This is a genomic window from Clostridium tyrobutyricum (assembly GCF_019144085.1).
Lineage (GTDB): Bacteria > Bacillota > Clostridia > Clostridiales > Clostridiaceae > Clostridium_B > Clostridium_B tyrobutyricum_A.
This window is the reverse complement of the sequence record NZ_JAHHUY010000026.1, coordinates 21694-39650: the sequence shown is the minus strand read 5'-3', so window position 1 is coordinate 39650 and position 17957 is coordinate 21694. Positions and strand designations below refer to the sequence as shown.

Here is a 17957-nt window from a genome sequence, read left to right as displayed (position 1 = left end):
AAAAGAATTATCAGCATATGGAGCGGATAAAGTACTATATGCTGATAGTCCGCTTTTGAAGCACTATACTACAGATGCATATACTAAAGTAATTTCTGAACTTGTACAAGAAAAGCAACCAGAAGTATTGTTAATTGGTGCAAGTTTTATTGGAAGAGATTTAGGACCAAGGCTTGCAGCTAAACTTGTTACAGGACTTACTGCAGATTGCACAGGACTTGATATAGATGCAGACACAAATAATTTGATGATGACAAGACCTGCTTTTGGTGGAAATTTAATGGCAACTATAGTATGTGGAGATCACAGACCGCAGATGTCCACAGTTAGACCTGGAGTTTTCGAGAAACTTAAAAAAGCAGATGCAAAGTCTGAAAATATAGAAAAATCAAGTGCAAACATCTCTAAAGAAGATATAAAAGTAGATGTACAAGAAGTTATAAAGATTGCTAAAGATACAGTGGATATTGGTGAAGCAAAAGTTATTATATCTGGAGGAAGAGGTCTTGGAGACAAAGAAGGTTTCAAGGTACTTCAGGAATTGGCAGGTTTATTAGATGGAACTGTAGGCGGATCACGTGCAGCTGTTGATAATGGATGGATAGATAAAAATTATCAAGTAGGTCAGACTGGTAAGACAGTAAGACCTGGATTTTATATAGCAGTTGGAATATCAGGAGCTATACAGCATTTAGCAGGTATGCAGGATAGTGGATATATATTAGCTATAAATAAAGATGCAGATGCTCCAATAATGAAAATAGCAGATCTTGCTATTGTTGGTGATTATACTAAGGTTATTCCTGAACTTATAACTCAAATTAAAGCTTTAAATTAAGAGTGCTTTTAATTTGTTTATAAGATTCAAGTTAAAATATTAGCTATAGGAGGAAAATTGTTATGAAAAAAATATGTGTTCTTGGTGCAGGTACAATGGGTTCTGGGATAGCTCAGGCTTTTGCAGCTAAAGGTTGTGAAGTATTAATAAGAGATATCAAAGATGAATTTGTTGATAGAGGACTTGCAGGAATTAAAAAAGGATTTGACAAGAGAATAGCAAAGGGTAAAATGGCACAGGCAGATGCTGATGCAATACTTGCTAGAATAAGTGGAACAGTTGACCTAGAAAAGGCAGCTGATTGCGATCTAGTAATAGAAGCAGCAGTTGAAAATATGGAGATAAAGAAGCAAATATTTGGTGACTTGGATAAAATATGTAAGCCTGAAACAATTTTAGCTTCTAATACTTCTTCATTGTCAATAACTGAAATAGCATCTGCTACAAAAAGACAGGATAAAGTTATAGGAATGCATTTCTTTAATCCAGCACCTGTAATGAAATTAGTTGAGATAATAAGAGGAATGGCTACTTCACAAGAAACTTTTGATGCAGTAAAAGAAATTGCGGTTTCTATAGGCAAGGATCCGGTAGAAGTAGCAGAAGCTCCAGGATTTGTTGTAAATAGAATATTGATACCAATGATAAATGAAGCAGTAGGAATTTTTGCAGAAGGAATAGCTTCAGCAGAGGATATTGATAAAGCTATGAAACTTGGTGCTAATCATCCAATGGGACCACTAGCATTAGGAGATCTTATTGGACTAGATGTATGTCTTGCAATTATGGATGTACTTTATAAAGAAACAGGAGATTCCAAATACAGAGCTCACTCATTACTTAGAAAATATGTAAGAGCAGGATGGCTTGGAAGAAAGAGTAAAAAAGGGTTCTTTGATTATTCAAAATAATTAAAAGCCAACATATAAGAATTTTAGACTAATTATTTAAAATTAGTCTAAAATTCTTTTTTTATTTGTAAATGTTTTCTCAACAGTGCAATTAATTTAACAATGTGTTATAATAAAAAAGGCTTATATTGTGTTTACTTTATAAGTCTTATATTATAATATAAATTTTTATAGGTTTTTATAAGTTTTACAGATGGGGTGAATATAATGTATAAAATTGTAGACAAAAAGACTCTTGCGCCAAATATATTCTCAATGGATATAGACGCACCAAGAGTAGCTAAATCATGCCTTCCAGGGCAATTTGTTATAGTCATAATGGATGAAAAAGGAGAAAGAATACCTCTTACTATTTGTGACTATGATGCAGAAAAGGGAACTGTTAAGATAGTATTTCAAACATTAGGTGGATCAACAAAGAGAATGGCTAATTATGAAGTTGGTGATTATTTTCACGACTTTGTAGGACCTTTAGGACAGCCTTCAGATCTTACCACTGAAAGTGAAGAAGAACTTAAAAAGAAAAATATCATATTTGTAGCAGGTGGAGTTGGAACAGCGCCTGTATATCCACAGGTAAAATGGCTTAGTCAGCATGGAATAAAAGCAGATGTAATAGTTGGATGTAAATCAAAAGATTATTTGCTTTTTGAAGATGAATTAAAAGCTGTTGCAAATAATTTATATATAGCTACTGATGATGGCAGTTATGGTGAAAAAGGATTTGTTACAGATAAGCTTAAGAATCTTATCGAAAAAGAAGGAAAGAAGTATAATCATGCTGTTGTTATAGGTCCAATGATTATGATGAAGTTTATGGCCAAACTTACAAAACAATATGGAATAAAAACTATAGTGAGTTTGAATCCTATAATGGTAGATGGAACTGGCATGTGTGGAGCTTGTAGGGTTACTGTAGGTGGAGAAGTTAAGTTTGCCTGTGTTGATGGACCTGAATTTGATGGACATTTAGTAAACTTTGACGAGGCAATGAGAAGACAGACTATGTACAAGACTGAAGAAGGAAGAAAGATATTAAAAGCAGAAGAGGGAGATACTTTTCATAGAAAAGGCTGCGATTGTGGAGGTGACAAATAATGGCTGTAGATAGAATGAAGAGAGTACCAATAAAGGAACAAGATCCAAAAGTTAGAGCTACTAATTTTAAAGAAGTATGTCTTGGATATACAAAAGAAGAAGCTGTAAAAGAAGCTTCTAGATGTTTGAACTGTAAGAAACCAATGTGTGTCACTCAATGTCCGGTTTCAATAAATATACCAGCATTTATTCAGCAGGTTAAAGAAGAAAAATTTGAAGAAGCTGCTAAAATAATAGCAAAATCCAGTGCACTTCCAGCAGTCTGTGGAAGAGTATGTCCTCAAGAAAGTCAATGTGAAGGCAAATGTGTACTTGGCATAAAGGGAGAAGCTGTTGCCATAGGGAAACTTGAAAGATTTGTAGCCGATTGGTCTAGAGAAAACAATGTGGATCTTTCACAAAGGAAGCCAAGTAATGGCAAGAAAGTAGCAGTTGTAGGAAGCGGCCCTTCAGGTCTTACCTGTGCAGGCGATTTGGCAAAACTTGGATATGACGTTACTATATTTGAAGCGCTTCATGAAGCTGGTGGGGTTCTGGTTTATGGAATTCCAGAATTCAGACTTCCTAAAGATACAGTTGTAAAACATGAAGTTGAAAATGTAAAAAAACTTGGCGTTGAAATAGATACTGATGTAATTGTAGGAAGAACAGTTACAGTAGATCAACTTATAGAAGATGAAGGTTTTCAAGCTATATTCATAGGTTCAGGAGCAGGACTTCCAAGATTTATGGGTATACCGGGAGAAAATTTAAATGGTGTGTTTTCAGCTAATGAATTTTTAACAAGAAATAATCTTATGAAAGCATTTAAGCCTGATTATGATACTCCAATAAGAGTTGGAAAAAAAGTTGCAGTAGTAGGTGGAGGAAATGTTGCCATGGATGCTGCTAGAACTGCATTGAGATTAGGATCAGAAGTACATATTGTGTATAGAAGATCAGCAGAGGAAGTTCCTGCAAGAGCTGAAGAAGTGCATCATGCTAGACAAGAAGGAATTCAATTTAATTTGCTTACTAATCCTGTAGAAATTTTAGGTAATGAAGATGGTTGGGTTAAAGCAATGAAATGTATAAAAATGGAGCTTGGAGAAGCAGATGCTTCTGGTAGAAGAAAGCCAGTTGCAATAGAAGGCTCAGAATTTGATCTTGAAGTAGATACGGTTATAATGGCACTTGGTACTTCACCAAATCCACTTATATCTTCTACTACAAAAGGTCTTGAAATTAATAAACGTAGATGTATAGTTGCTGAAGATGAAACTGGAAAAACTTCAAGAGAAGGAATATATGCCGGTGGAGATGCAGTAACTGGAGCAGCTACTGTAATACTTGCAATGGGTGCAGGTAAAAAAGCTGCTGAAGCAATAGATGAATATTTAAAGACAAAATAATTGTTGACTAGATTGTCAGATGTATTAGGTTTCTCTAATACATCTGATTTTTTATTTATAGACTAATTTAGTTAATATAATATATATATTGACTTATAATAGTATAATAAAATATATATTTATTAACGAATGATAAGGAGGATTAATATGGACTTTAATTATTTAGAGAATATAGATAATGGAATAGTAGTGAAAGATGTGCGTAATTTTGAATTGGCACATATATTTGATTGTGGTCAGTGTTTTAGATGGAATAGGCAGGACAATGGAAACTATATAGGGGTTGTTTATGGAAGAGTAATCGAGGTCGAGAGAAGAGGAAATGATTTAGTAATATATAATACCAATGAAGATGATTTTAAAAATATATGGACTGAATATTTCGATCTATATAGAGATTATGGAGAAATAAAAAATATTTTAAGTGAAGACAGTATTGTAAAAAAATCAATAGAATTTGGATATGGAATGAGGCTTCTCAAGCAAGATCCTTTTGAACTTATAGTATCATTTATAATATCTGCCAACAATAGAATACCAATGATAAAAAGAGCTATAAAGAATATAAGCTCAACTTGGGGAGAAAAATTAGAATATAAAGGCCAGACATTTTACAGTTTTCCAAGTATAGAAAGATTAAATAGTGCAACTTTAGAAGAATTGAAAAATTGTGGAACTGGATTCAGAAATAAATACATAAAGGATACTATTTCAAAAATATATTCTATGGGCATTCCTGGAGCTGAAAAATATGATGAAAAATTCGATATACAATGGATTAAGCAACAGGAAGATGATGTATGTCATAGGGAACTTCAAAAATTTATGGGAGTAGGTCCTAAAGTAGCTGATTGTATAATGTTGTTTTCAATGCAAAAATATTCTGCATTTCCTGTAGATGTATGGGTAAAAAGAGCGATGACACATTTTTATTTAGCACCAGATGTATCTTTAAAGAAAATAAGAGAATTTGGAATAAATAAGTTTCATCAATTTGCAGGATTTGCACAACAATATCTTTTCTACTATGTTAGGGAAAATAATATAACAGTTTAACGTATATTCTATTAAAATGGAGATAAAAAATGAATTTAAGTTTATTATTAAATAAAAATAAACAATTTATCAAGTATGCCATTTCAGGAACTATAAATACATGTATAACTTTAATTGTATATAATATTCTTATAAAACTTGGTGTCAACTATATGGTATCAAATGCTATAGGGTACTTTTTGGGAATTGTAAATGGATTTATATTAAATGAAATATGGGTATTCAAATCCCATAAAACGATATATATTTTATTTATTAAGTTTATTATTGTAAATGTAATGTCACTTCTTTTTAGTACGGGACTTTTGTTCTTTTTAGTTAATGAATTTGATTTCAATAAAATAATAGCTCAATTGATCACTACTATTGTTACTGGCTTGATTAATTATACATTAAATAGACTATGGACTTTTTCTTAGATTTATTATAATTATCTAAACATATGACTCCTATTTTAAAATAGGAGTCATACACAAATTATTGTTGGAATTTTAAGAATTGTTTCCTCGATGATGTTAAAAATTTATCGTTATGTCATCAAAAACTGTTACATTATCATTGATAATCTGTTATAATTAAAAATAGCTAAGTATGATGTGTTTTTACTTTAATTTAATATATGTATATGATTACAAGGTTTTATATTTATGTAACAGGAAGGAGAGATAAATTTGATAGCTTTTGAATCACCATTGAAAAAATTGAAATATTTGGTATTAAAAGAGATTGTAGAGCTAGCAAAGGATAATAAATTAACAAAAGATGCACTTCAAAGAATTACCTATGATATTATTTCGGATGATAAGCCAGAGTATAGATGCTGTATATATAAAGAAAGAGCAGTTGTATATGAAAGAGCTACATTGGCAGCAGGTTTTTTGCCAACTAATAATATGGTACAGGACTTGAAAAAAAATCTTGATAGAGACCATGCTATGTTTGTACTTTCAGCAGCATGTGATCAGTGTCCTATAGACAAATATAATGTTACAGATGCATGTAGAGGATGTATTCAACATAAATGTATGGAAGTATGTCCAGCAAAAGCTATAAGTAGGGTTAATGGAAGATCATATATAAATCAGGAAATGTGTAGAGAATGTGGAATGTGTAAAAAAGCATGCCCTTATAATGCAATATCAGAAGTTATGAGACCATGTAAAAAATCATGTCCTACAGGGGCTCTTGAGATAAATCCAAATAATAAAAAAGCTATGATAAAAAAGGAAGAATGTATAAGCTGTGGTGCCTGTATGGCCGCTTGTCCTTTTGGAGCTATATCGGATTTGAGTCATATAGCTGATGTTACCAGGGATCTGGTTGGTGGAAAAAATGTTTATGCAGTAGTAGCACCAGCAATAACAGGTCAATTTGGGAATAAAATAACAGTTGGACAAGTTAAAAAAGCTTTTATTGATATGGGATTTAAAAATATGATAGAAGCAGCCTGTGGTGCCGATGCAGTTACAGTGAATGAAGCTAATGAATTTGGGGAGAGAATGGAAAAGGGCGACAAGTTTATGACAAATTCATGTTGTTCTGGATTCATGAATTATATAGAATTAAAATATCCTAATATTGTAGATAAGATATCAGGAACAGTATCCCCTATGATTGCTACTGCTAGACTTATAAAAAAAATCGACAAAGATTCTGTAGTTATATTTGTAGGACCTTGTACTGCTAAAAAAACTGAGATAAATAGGGAGTCTATAAAACATGACGTAGATTATGTACTAACTTTTGAGGAAATTGCAGCCTTGATGGGTGGCTTCTCAATTGATCTTGAAAATTGTGAGGATATATCTATAGATGATGCTTCTGCGTTTGGAAGAGGATTTGCCCAGGGTGGCGGAGTTACTGCTGCTATACAAAATTATATTTCTGATAAAAAGCTAAATATAGAATTTAAACCTGTTAAAATAAGTGGAAAAGATGAAATAAAGAAAACTATGATGGGAGCAAAAGCAGGGAGAGTTCCAGGAAACTTTATAGAAGGTATGATGTGTGAGGGAGGCTGTATAGGGGGAGCTGCTACCATGGTATCACCTATGAAGTCAAGATTACAGCTTATGAAGTTTAGTAAGCAGTCTACTAAAAAAACAGTACTTTCAAATGAAAATCTTGAAAAATTCAAAGACATAAATATGGAAAGATAGCATATGTGAGAACAGCTTAATATTTAATTATATTTAGCTGTTTTTTTACAATTCAGTAAAATATAAAAAACTATTAGTATAAATAAAATTTACTTGGATATTATAGTAGATAGATTTAGTTTATTGTTCAAGAGGAAGTTAAATAATGAGTATATTTAAAGCTAAGAAGATTTTATTTAAAAATATAAAAAGATTTAGAAATTATATTATACTTGCTATATTGATAGCAATTTTTATTTTATTAGGCTATGAATATTATTTTAAATATATGAAAATCATAAATAATCCTAAGGTACTAAAAGATATAATTTTATCATATGGAAGATATGGAGTATTAGCATTTTTTACTTTAGAAATCCTTCAAGTAGTTGTGTTTTTTATACCAGGTGAATTTGTTCAAATATCAGCTGGATATATATATGGGCCTTTTTGGGGAATTATATTGTCCATTGTAGGAATAACATTAGGTAGTGTAATTGCATATACAGTATCTAAAATTTATGGAAGACCATTTATAGAAAGAATAACTTCAAAAAATAAGTTGAAATTTTTCACAAAGATATTAAACTCTAGAAGGGTCAACCTTTTAGTATTTTTATTATATTTAATACCGGGTATACCTAAAGATATACTATCCTATATATGTGGAGTATCTAAAATGAATTTAAGAGAGTTTTTTATTTATTCTACATTGGGAAGGCTTCCAGGAATTATAATTTCATCTTATTTTGGATCTAAACTATATTCTGGCAATAAATTTGTGATAGTAATTATATCAGTATCAATGGTGTTATTATTTTTAATAGGCTTCCTAAAAGGAAAAAAAGCCCTGTTAAGGATTAGCAAATGTGGCTCTTCAACACAAAAATAATTGATATTTAATTGGAAACAGTGAAATTAATAGAAATTAAGAGAAATATTTATGTAATAGGAGTAAATGTGGTAAATGTCAGTATAAATGCTGTTTAAGTATGAAATTAGAATTTGAAAATATAAACGGTATTTATTATTATAATAATTGTATTAGCACTCAATAATATTGAGTGCTAACAATAAAGGTTAATTAAGTATTTTATCATAAATAAAAAATGTTTTAAGGAGGAGTTTTCATGAATATTAGACCACTTGGAGACAGAGTTGTAATAAAAAAAATAGAAGCAGAAGAAACAACAAAAAGTGGAATAGTTTTACCAGGAGCTGCTAAAGAAAAACCACAGGAAGCGGAAGTTGTAGCAGTTGGCCCAGGCGGAATTGTTGATGGCAAAGAAGTAAGAATTGAAGTTAAGGTAGGAGATAGGGTTCTATTCTCCCAATATGGTGGAAATGAAGTAAAGATTAATGGAGTAGAGTATACTATTTTAAGACAAGATGATATTTTAGCTGTAATTGAAAAATAAAATTAGATTTAATAATGGTTTGAAAATTGTAAGGAGGTTTTTTTATGGCAAAGAGCATTTTATTCGGTGAAGAAGCAAGAAGATCTATGCAAGAAGGTGTAGATAAATTAGCAAATACTGTTAAGGTTACACTAGGACCAAAAGGAAGAAATGTAGTTTTAGATAAAAAATTTGGTTCACCACTTATAACAAATGATGGTGTTACTATAGCAAAGGAAATTGAATTAGAAGATCCTTATGAAAATATGGGAGCTCAGCTTGTAAAGGAAGTTTCTACAAAGACAAATGATGTAGCAGGAGATGGTACTACTACAGCTACATTACTTGCACAGGCAATAATAAGAGAAGGCTTGAAAAATGTTACAGCTGGAGCTAATCCAATGCTTATAAGGCAGGGAATAAAGATGGCTGTAGATAAAGCTGTAGAAGAAATAAAGAAATTATCCAAAGAAGTAAATGGTAAAGAAGATATAGCTAGAATAGCTGCTATATCAGCATCTGATGAACAAATTGGTAAACTTATAGCTGATGCTATGGAAAAGGTTGGTCATGAAGGTGTTATAACTGTTGAAGAATCCAAATCAATGGGTACGGAGTTAGATGTAGTTGAAGGTATGCAGTTTGATAGAGGCTATTTAAGTGCTTACATGGTAACTGATTCAGATAAGATGGAAGCAAACTTAGATGATGCTTATATATTGATAACTGACAAGAAAATATCTAACATACAAGACATACTTCCACTTTTAGAACAGATAGTAAAACAGGGTAAAAAATTACTTATAATAGCTGAAGATGTAGAAGGTGAAGCTCTTACTACATTAGTTCTTAATAAATTAAGAGGGGTATTTAACTGTGTAGCAGTAAAAGCTCCAGGATTTGGTGACAGAAGAAAAGATATGCTTAGGGACATAGCTATACTTACAGGTGCAAAGGTAATATCAGATGAACTTGGAAGAGAATTAAAGGATGTTACTTTAGAGGATCTTGGAAAAGCTGACAATGTTAAAGTGTCAAAAGAAAATACTACCATTGTAAATGGCAAGGGCTCAAAAGAAGAAATTAAAGATAGAGTAAATCAGATTAGAAAACAAGTAGATGAGACTACTTCAGATTTTGATAGAGAAAAATTACAGGAAAGACTTGCAAAACTTTCAGGCGGAGTAGCAGTCGTAAAGGTTGGAGCAGCAACTGAAACTGAATTAAAAGAAAAGAAAATGAGAATAGAAGATGCTTTGGCAGCTACAAAAGCAGCTGTTGAAGAAGGATTGGTTCCAGGTGGTGGAACAGCTTACTTAAACGTAATTCCCGAAATCGAAAAATTGAATTCAGATGTACAGGATATAAGGGTAGGTATTAAGATAATAAGAAAGGCATTAGAAGAACCAATAAGACAAATAGCAAATAATGCAGGCTTAGAAGGCTCAGTAATCATAGAAAAGGTTAAAAATAGTGAAACAGGAATTGGTTTTGATGCTTTAAAGAATGAATATGTAAATATGATAGAACGTGGTATTGTAGATCCAGCTAAGGTTACAAGATCAGCTCTTCAAAATGCATCATCTGTAGCGGCAACATTCTTAACTACAGAATCAGCAGTTGCGGACATTCCAGAAAAGAATAGTGCTCCAGTTCCAGGTGCAGGTGCTCCAGGAATGGGTGGAATGGAAGGAATGTATTAATTAAAAAATAAATACTAAACATAAAAATATCCCTTTAATATTATAAGGGATATTTTTTATATTATTAAAATTTTATAATGTATTGACAAAAGCAGAAAAATTGAATAAAATAGTGTAAATAGTTAGTTGAATAGATAGAAATATATCAAAATTTATAAAAATAAATACTATTATTTTGTATAGCTCGTATACATCCTGGATATGGCAGGAAAGTATCTACCGGAGACCGTAAATCCCCGACTATGGGTGAATTTTTATGGTGTAATCATATTAAATTTCACTTCAAGTAATTTAATATGGTTTTTTATTGATTTAAGTAAAATTTATTTTAATTATAATTTTAGGAGTGATTTTAAGTGGCAAAAATTTTAAAACAAGCTTATACTTTTGATGACGTTCTACTTGTACCAAATAAATCAGAAGTTTTACCTAGAGAGGTATCATTAAAAACCAATTTAACTAAGAAGATAAAGCTAAATTTACCAGTTATGAGTGCAAGTATGGATACTGTTACTGATTCTAGAATGGCCATAGCAGTAGCGCGAGAAGGCGGAATTGGTATAATACATAAGAATATGACTATAGAGCAGCAGGCAGCTGAAGTAGACAAAGTAAAGAGACAGGAAAATGGAGTAATAACAAATCCATTTTATCTTTCACCAGACAATACTATAGATGATTCATTGGCTCTTATGAGCAAATACAGAATATCAGGAGTTCCTATAACAGTAGGAGGAAAATTGGTAGGTATAATAACTAATAGAGATATAGTTTTTGAAACGGATTATAGTAGAAAAATCTCAGAAGTTATGACCAAAGAAAAACTTATAACAGCTCCAGAAGACACTAATATAGAACAAGCTAAGGAGATACTAAAGAATAATAAAATAGAGAAACTGCCATTAGTTGACAAAGATAATAATTTAAGAGGACTTATAACTATAAAGGATATAGAAAAAATAAAAAGATTTCCTAACAGTGCAAAGGATGAAAAGGGAAGATTACTATGTGGAGCAGCTGTTGGAGTTACTAAAGATATGATGGCAAGGGTATCTGCACTTATTGAGGCTGGAGCTGATGTTCTAACTGTTGATACAGCACATGGTCACTCAAAAGGAGTATTGGAAGCAGTAAGAAAAATAAAAGAAACATTTCACAACATACAAATAATAGCAGGAAATATTGCAACAGCAGAAGCTACTAAAGATTTGATTTTAGCTGGAGCAGATGCAGTAAAAGTTGGTATAGGACCTGGTTCAATATGTACTACCAGAGTTGTGGCAGGAGTTGGAGTTCCTCAACTTACAGCAGTTATGGATTGTGTAGAAGAAGCCAACAAATATGGAATACCTGTTATAGCAGATGGTGGAATAAAATATTCTGGAGACATAGTGAAGGCACTTGCTGCCGGAGCAAAAGTTGCCATGATGGGATCCATGCTTGCAGGATGTGAAGAAGCACCTGGTGAAACTGAAATATATAAAGGAAGAACTTATAAAGTCTATAGAGGAATGGGATCATTGTCTGCTATGGCAAGTGGAAGCAAGGATAGATATTTTCAAGAAGGAAACAAAAAGTTGGTACCAGAAGGTGTTGAAGGAAGAGTACCTTATAAGGGATATGTAGCAGATACAATATTCCAGCTGATTGGAGGAATACGTTCAGGAATGGGATATCTAGGAGCTGCTGATTTAAATACCTTATATGAAAATTCTAAATTTGTAGTTCAATCTTCAGCTGGTTTAAGGGAAAGTCATCCTCATGATATATCCATGACAAAAGAAGCTCCAAATTATAGCATTAGACAGTAATATATTTGAAGGCATAGCATCATACTATGTACAATGTATGTAGTATGATGCTATAATGTTGGTTATGGTTAAAATAATAAATTAGTATTAGGATTATTTCCTTAATTAGTTGGGAGGAAATTTATGAAAAGACAATTAGTTATAGTAGTTGATTTTGGTGGACAATATAATCAACTTATAGCGAGAAGAGTCAGGGAAAATAATGTTTATTGTGAAATAGTTCCATATACATATTCCATAGACAAGATAAAACAAAAAAGTCCAGACGGTATAATATTTACTGGTGGGCCTAAAAGTGTATATGGAGAAAATGCCCCAAAAATAAGTGGTGACGTATTTAAACTAGGTGTTCCTATTTTGGGAATATGCTATGGACATCAATTTATATGCAGTAATTTAGGTGGTAAAGTTGAAAGTGCAGTAGTAAGGGAATATGGAAAGACAAAAGTAAGTTTGGATAGTAGCAGTCCTCTATTTAGTGGAATAGAGAGAGAGCAAATCTCATGGATGAGTCATACGGATGTAGTATCCGATGCACCTGAAGGATTCAAGGTAATAGGTACTACAGATGAGTGCCCAGTAGCAGCGGTAGAAGATTCAGGGCGAAAAATATATGGAGTACAATTTCATCCAGAAGTTGAGCATACGCCTTTTGGCAAAAAAATGATATCAAATTTTTTATTTAATATATGTAATTTAAAAGGCGATTGGTCTATGTCTTCTTTTGTAGAAGAAAAGGTAAAGGCAATTAAAGAAAAAGTTGGAGATAAAAAAGTTATATGTGCTATGTCTGGAGGAGTTGATTCTTCAGTAGCTGCAGTTCTCGTTCATAAGGCTATCGGAAAACAGCTTACCTGCATATTTGTAGATCATGGTCTTTTAAGGAAGAATGAGGGAGATCAGGTAGAAACTGTTTTCAAAAAACAGTTTGATATGAATTTCATAAGAGTAGATGCTAAAGAAAGATTTTTGGGCAAATTAGTCGATGTAGATGATCCTGAAAAAAAGAGAAAAATAATAGGAGAAGAGTTTATAAGATTATTCGAAAGTGAAGCTAAAAAACTTGGAGATATATCTTTCCTTGTACAGGGGACTATATATCCAGATGTAGTGGAAAGTGGTCTAGGTACTTCTGCTACTATAAAAAGTCATCACAATGTTGGTGGGCTTCCAGAGGATATGGATTTCAAACTTATAGAACCTCTTAGGGAATTGTTTAAAGATGAAGTTAGGGCAGTAGGTGAAGAACTTGGAATACCCCATAAGTTAGTATGGAGACAGCCTTTCCCAGGTCCAGGACTTGCAATAAGAGTTTTGGGAGCTGTTACTGAGGAAAAACTTGAAATAACAAGAGAAGCAGATGCTATATTTAGAGAAGAAATCGCAAATGCCGGATTGGATGAAACTATATGGCAGTACTTTGCATGTCTTCCAAATATAAGATCTGTAGGAGTAATGGGAGATGAAAGAACTTATTGTTATACAATTGCACTTAGAGCGGTTATATCTTCAGATGCTATGACTTCTGATTGGGCTAGAATACCATATAATGTATTAGATAAAGTTTCTAGAAGAATAGTAAATGAAGTTAAAGGTGTAAATAGAATAGTATATGACATAACCAGCAAACCACCTTCAACTATTGAGTGGGAATAGCATTAAAATCTATATAAATGTGATATAACATAGTTTGTAAAATATAAAAATATAGATGTGAGAAGGTATTAAGAGTTTTTTGAAATTAGTAGTGGAGTAAAGTCGAATTCAATGATTAGAAATGCATGTGAATTTGATTTACCCCACTTTTTTATAAAACTTATTTTAAGTCAAATTTTTCAATGATACTACTTAAGATTAAATATTAGTAACTTTAGTTATATAGTATATAAAAAATTTTAATATATGCTACTAAAAAAAGTATTTAAATACTTAAAGAAATACTTGAAGCATTTTATATATTGTGATAAGATTTTAACTAAGGTGGTAATACCATCAATAATACTTTTGTAGAAATTAATCAAAACAATAGTTATAAAATGGTATTCTGTAAAAATTTGTAGCTATTTAGGCATTGATTTCTTGAAAAGGACTGTTATATGGACCTGTAGAGCCATATCTGTATAAAAATAAAAATGTTATATATATTCAATATAACGAAAAGTTTAAAAATTTTTTGATCGTTTTTTAACAATCAAAAGTATGGCTATATTGCTTATTAGAACGAAAAAATTGATTTTGGCAATGACTGAACAGTTACAAAAATTTAGATACACAATGGTTCTATCCAAAAAAACAGTTTAATAATATAAAAGTGTAAAGGAGAGGGAAATATGAAGATTCTGTTATGTGTAAAACAGGTTCCAGATGATTCTGTTGAAATTCATTTGGATAATGAAACGAAAAAACCTAATTTGAATGGAGTCAGTTTGGTAGCAAATGCATTTGATACATATGCATTAGAATTAGCAGTTCGTTTTATGGAAGCTCATGGAGGAAATGTCAGTGTATTAACTGTTGGAGCAGAGGATTCTCTAAATACATTAAAAAATTGTCTTGCTGTAGGAGCTAACGAGGCATTTTTTGTAAAAGACGACTCATATGCAAACTTAGATGCTATTGGAGCAGCAGATGTTTTGGCAGATGCTATTCATAAAATTGAAAAAGACAAGGGCGAAAAATTTGATTTGATTCTTTGTGGAAAGGAATCTACAGATGAAATTACTGGTCAAGTAGGGTCAATGCTTGCTGAAAAATTGGAAACAGGCTTTGTTAGCAGTGCAATTGAAATCGATTTGAAAGATAATGGTATTGCAGTTAATCAAGAAATTGAAGAAGGATATAATGTAGTTTCGTTAGAAACTCCAGCTGTAGTAACAGTAAGTAAACCAGATTATGATCCTCGTTATCCTACTATTAAGAATAAAATGAAGAGCCGTAGGGCAGTTATTCCAACTTATTCAGCATCAGAAATTGGAGAGGTAAAACAAGCAAAAGTACGTTGTATTGAATATGTTGCACCTCCTAAAAAAGAGGCTGGTATCAAAATTCAGGAGAAAGATGCTACATTGGCAGTAAGTGCTGCTATGGAACAAATGAAAAAAGATAAGGCAATCTAATTAAGGAGGAAAATGAAATTATGAAAGCATTATTGTTTATTGAAACAGATGAAAAAAAAGTATTAGGTGGAAGCCTTGAATTAATTAGTGCAGTAAAGGCATTGGATGCAGAAGGAACAGCTCTTGTAGTAGGTAACAGAGCTGCTGCAGATACAGTAGCTGCTTTGGGAGTTCCAGTTATTTTCACAGATAATGCTACAGATTGCGATACTTTGACAGAAGTATTATCGGAAACTGTTAAAGAACAAAATCCAGATATTGTTTTATTGGCTAATACAGCATTAGCTAAAGATATTACACCACGTATTGCAGCACGAATAGATTTGGGATGTGTAAGTGACGTAACAGGGATAAATAAAGCTGATGGTAAAGTTATATATACTAGACCAGCTTATGGTGGTACAATTTTAGAACATATTGAAGTAGAGGGCGCATCCGTAATTACAGTTAGAAATGGAAGTTTTCCAAAGCCAGATGCTGCTTCTAATGCAGGTGTAACAGAGAAAAAAATAGAGATTTCAGACGATGCTATTAAGGCAAAAATTATTGATACAGTAAAAGAACTTTCTGAATCTGTTAATTTAGAAGAAGCACAAGTTATTGTTTCTGGTGGACGTGGAATGGGAAGTGCAGAAAATTTCAAACTTGTGGAAGAATTAGCAAATGTACTTGATGGCGTAGTAGGTGCAACAAGACCAGTAATTGAAGAAGGATGGATTTCTCGTGCACACCAAGTTGGACAATCAGGAAAGGTTGTAGCACCAAAACTTTATATTGCATGTGGTCTTTCTGGAGCAACACAACATACATCTGGAATGTCAGGATCTAATTATATTGTGGCAATTAATAAAGATGAAGAAGCTCCTATTTTTGAAATTTCCGATATAAGTATTGTTGGAAATGCAATTGAAATTCTTCCAATTATGATTGAAGAAATGAAGAAAGCAAAAGCCAAGTAAAGATTTTTCTATTCCTTAGTTTAGAATGAAAACAGGATTACGTATAATGCTTTATTAATTAGAGCATTATATAATAAAAAAATAGAAAGGAATGATTATTATGGCAGAATATAATCAATTGACAGAAGAATTAATATCAAAATTGCAGAAGGCAGCTCCAGGACATATTTTAACAGGTGATGACATCAATGAAGATTATTCTCATGATGAAATGCCTATTTATGGAAAGAAAGCTCCACAGGTTGTACTTGTGGCACACTCTACAGAGGAAGTTGCTGCAGTAGTAAAAATATGTAATGAAAATAAAATACCAGTAACTCCAAGAGGAGCAGGAACAGGTCTTGCAGGTGGAGCAGTACCAATTTTAGGTGGAGTTTTAATTGATATTACAAAGATGAATAAAATTCTTTCTTATGATTTAGAAAATTTTGTTGTTCATGTTCAATCAGGTGTTTTATTGAATGATCTTGCAGAGGACTGTACAAAACAAGGATTATTATATGCTCCAGATCCAGGTGAAAAGTTCGCTTGTCTAGGTGGAAATGTTTCAACTAATGCTGGTGGAATGAGAGCCGTTAAATACGGTGCAACACGTGATTATGTACGTGCAATGACAGTTGTTCTTCCAACAGGGGAAATTACCAACTTCGGAGCTACAGTATCAAAAACTAGCTCAGGTTACAGTCTCTTGAATTTGATGATTGGTTCAGAAGGTACACTTGGAATTATTACAGAACTTACCTTGAAGGTTATGCCGGCACCAAAGGTAGTTGCAAGTTTAATTATTCCATTTGAAAACTTGGATGATTGTATTTCAGCTGTCCCTAAATTTAAAATGGCACACTTGAATCCACAAGCATTGGAATTTATGGAAAGAGAAATTGTTTTATCAAGTGAAAGATATATTGGTAAGAGTGCATTTCCACAAGTAATTGATGGAGTAACTGCAAATGCTTATTTACTTGTTACCCTAGATGCTAGTGATGAAGAGGAATTAAACAATCTTATTGAACAAGCAAGTGAAGTAGTATTGGATGCAGGAGCAATTGATGTTCTTGTAGCTGACACACCTGCAAAAATGAAAGATGCATGGGCTGCGCGTTCTAGTTTCTTAGAAGCAATTATGGCAGAAACAAAATTATTAGATGAATGTGATGTTGTAGTTCCAGTAAATAAAATTGCTCCTTATCTTGCTTTTGTAAATAAAGCTGGTAAAGAGTGTGGATTGACTATTAGAAGCTTTGGACATGCAGGAGATGGAAATCTTCACATATATCAATGTAGTAATGATCTTGAAGAAGCAGAATTTAAAGCAAGAGTTGATAAATTCTTCGACATTATTTATGCAGAAGCAACAAAATGTGGTGGCCTTGTTTCAGGAGAACATGGAATTGGTAGTGGAAAGATGAAATACTTAGCAGAAAGTGTTGGAGCACTAAATATGAATTTGATGAAGGGTATCAAAAAAGCGTTTGATCCGAATTCCATTATGAATCCGGGTAAAGTGTGCTACACATTAGATGGCACAAACTAATAAAA

At 32.3% G+C, this 17957-nt stretch carries 15 protein-coding genes and 1 riboswitch; all 15 genes read left to right on the top strand.

The window, feature by feature from the left end; genetic code table 11:
* On the top strand, positions 1-838 hold an 838-nt coding region (locus tag KM800_RS11455), incomplete at its 5' end, for an electron transfer flavoprotein subunit alpha/FixB family protein (RefSeq protein WP_217813198.1).
* Positions 839-900: 62 nt separating this feature from the next.
* Positions 901-1749, top strand: coding sequence for a 3-hydroxybutyryl-CoA dehydrogenase (locus KM800_RS11450; RefSeq protein WP_217813197.1), 849 nt, complete (start codon positions 901-903; stop codon positions 1747-1749).
* A gap of 207 nt (positions 1750-1956) precedes the next feature.
* Positions 1957-2847 (top strand): sulfide/dihydroorotate dehydrogenase-like FAD/NAD-binding protein, encoded by an 891-nt coding sequence (locus KM800_RS11445; protein ID WP_217813196.1) that lies wholly within the window; start codon positions 1957-1959, stop codon positions 2845-2847.
* The gene (gene gltA / locus KM800_RS11440; protein ID WP_217813195.1) at positions 2847-4238 is read left to right on the top strand and encodes an NADPH-dependent glutamate synthase; all 1392 of its coding nucleotides are present in this window, start codon (positions 2847-2849) and stop codon (positions 4236-4238) included. Before KM800_RS11445 ends, gltA begins: the two co-directional genes overlap by 1 nt.
* A 147-nt stretch (positions 4239-4385) precedes the next feature.
* On the top strand, positions 4386-5294 hold the full coding sequence (locus KM800_RS11435; RefSeq protein WP_217813194.1) for a DNA-3-methyladenine glycosylase family protein: 909 nt from the start codon (positions 4386-4388) through the stop codon (positions 5292-5294).
* Between the two features lie 29 nt (positions 5295-5323).
* Positions 5324-5713: a GtrA family protein gene (locus KM800_RS11430; RefSeq protein WP_217813193.1), complete on the top strand. Its 390-nt coding sequence runs from the start codon at positions 5324-5326 to the stop codon at positions 5711-5713.
* Between the two features lie 252 nt (positions 5714-5965).
* A complete protein-coding gene (locus KM800_RS11425) occupies positions 5966-7453 on the top strand; it encodes a 4Fe-4S dicluster domain-containing protein (RefSeq protein ID WP_217813192.1) in 1488 nt (495 codons plus the stop codon).
* A 145-nt stretch (positions 7454-7598) separates the two neighbouring features.
* Positions 7599-8324 carry a TVP38/TMEM64 family protein gene (locus tag KM800_RS11420; RefSeq protein ID WP_217813191.1) on the top strand — a complete coding sequence of 242 codons (726 nt, stop codon included), beginning with the start codon at positions 7599-7601 and terminating at the stop codon, positions 8322-8324.
* A gap of 238 nt (positions 8325-8562) precedes the next feature.
* A complete protein-coding gene (gene groES / locus KM800_RS11415) occupies positions 8563-8850 on the top strand; it encodes a co-chaperone GroES (RefSeq protein WP_217813190.1) in 288 nt (95 codons plus the stop codon).
* A gap of 44 nt (positions 8851-8894) precedes the next feature.
* Positions 8895-10532 (top strand): chaperonin GroEL, encoded by a 1638-nt coding sequence (gene groL, locus KM800_RS11410; RefSeq protein ID WP_217813189.1) that lies wholly within the window; start codon positions 8895-8897, stop codon positions 10530-10532.
* Positions 10533-10696: 164 nt separating this feature from the next.
* Positions 10697-10795: riboswitch (purine riboswitch) on the top strand.
* A 93-nt stretch (positions 10796-10888) separates the two neighbouring features.
* Positions 10889-12343 (top strand): IMP dehydrogenase, encoded by a 1455-nt coding sequence (gene guaB / locus KM800_RS11405; RefSeq protein WP_217813188.1) that lies wholly within the window; start codon positions 10889-10891, stop codon positions 12341-12343.
* A 123-nt stretch (positions 12344-12466) separates the two neighbouring features.
* A complete protein-coding gene (gene guaA / locus KM800_RS11400; RefSeq protein ID WP_217813187.1) occupies positions 12467-13999 on the top strand; it encodes a glutamine-hydrolyzing GMP synthase in 1533 nt (510 codons plus the stop codon).
* 674 nt (positions 14000-14673) lie between these two features.
* Positions 14674-15459, top strand: coding sequence for an electron transfer flavoprotein subunit beta/FixA family protein (locus KM800_RS11395; protein WP_217813186.1), 786 nt, complete (start codon positions 14674-14676; stop codon positions 15457-15459).
* A 20-nt stretch (positions 15460-15479) separates the two neighbouring features.
* A complete protein-coding gene (locus KM800_RS11390) occupies positions 15480-16418 on the top strand; it encodes an electron transfer flavoprotein subunit alpha/FixB family protein (protein WP_217813185.1) in 939 nt (312 codons plus the stop codon).
* 100 nt (positions 16419-16518) lie between these two features.
* Complete coding sequence (locus tag KM800_RS11385; RefSeq protein WP_217813184.1) at positions 16519-17952, top strand: FAD-binding oxidoreductase; 1434 nt, start codon at positions 16519-16521, stop codon at positions 17950-17952.
* The last annotated feature ends 5 nt before the right edge of the window (positions 17953-17957 follow it).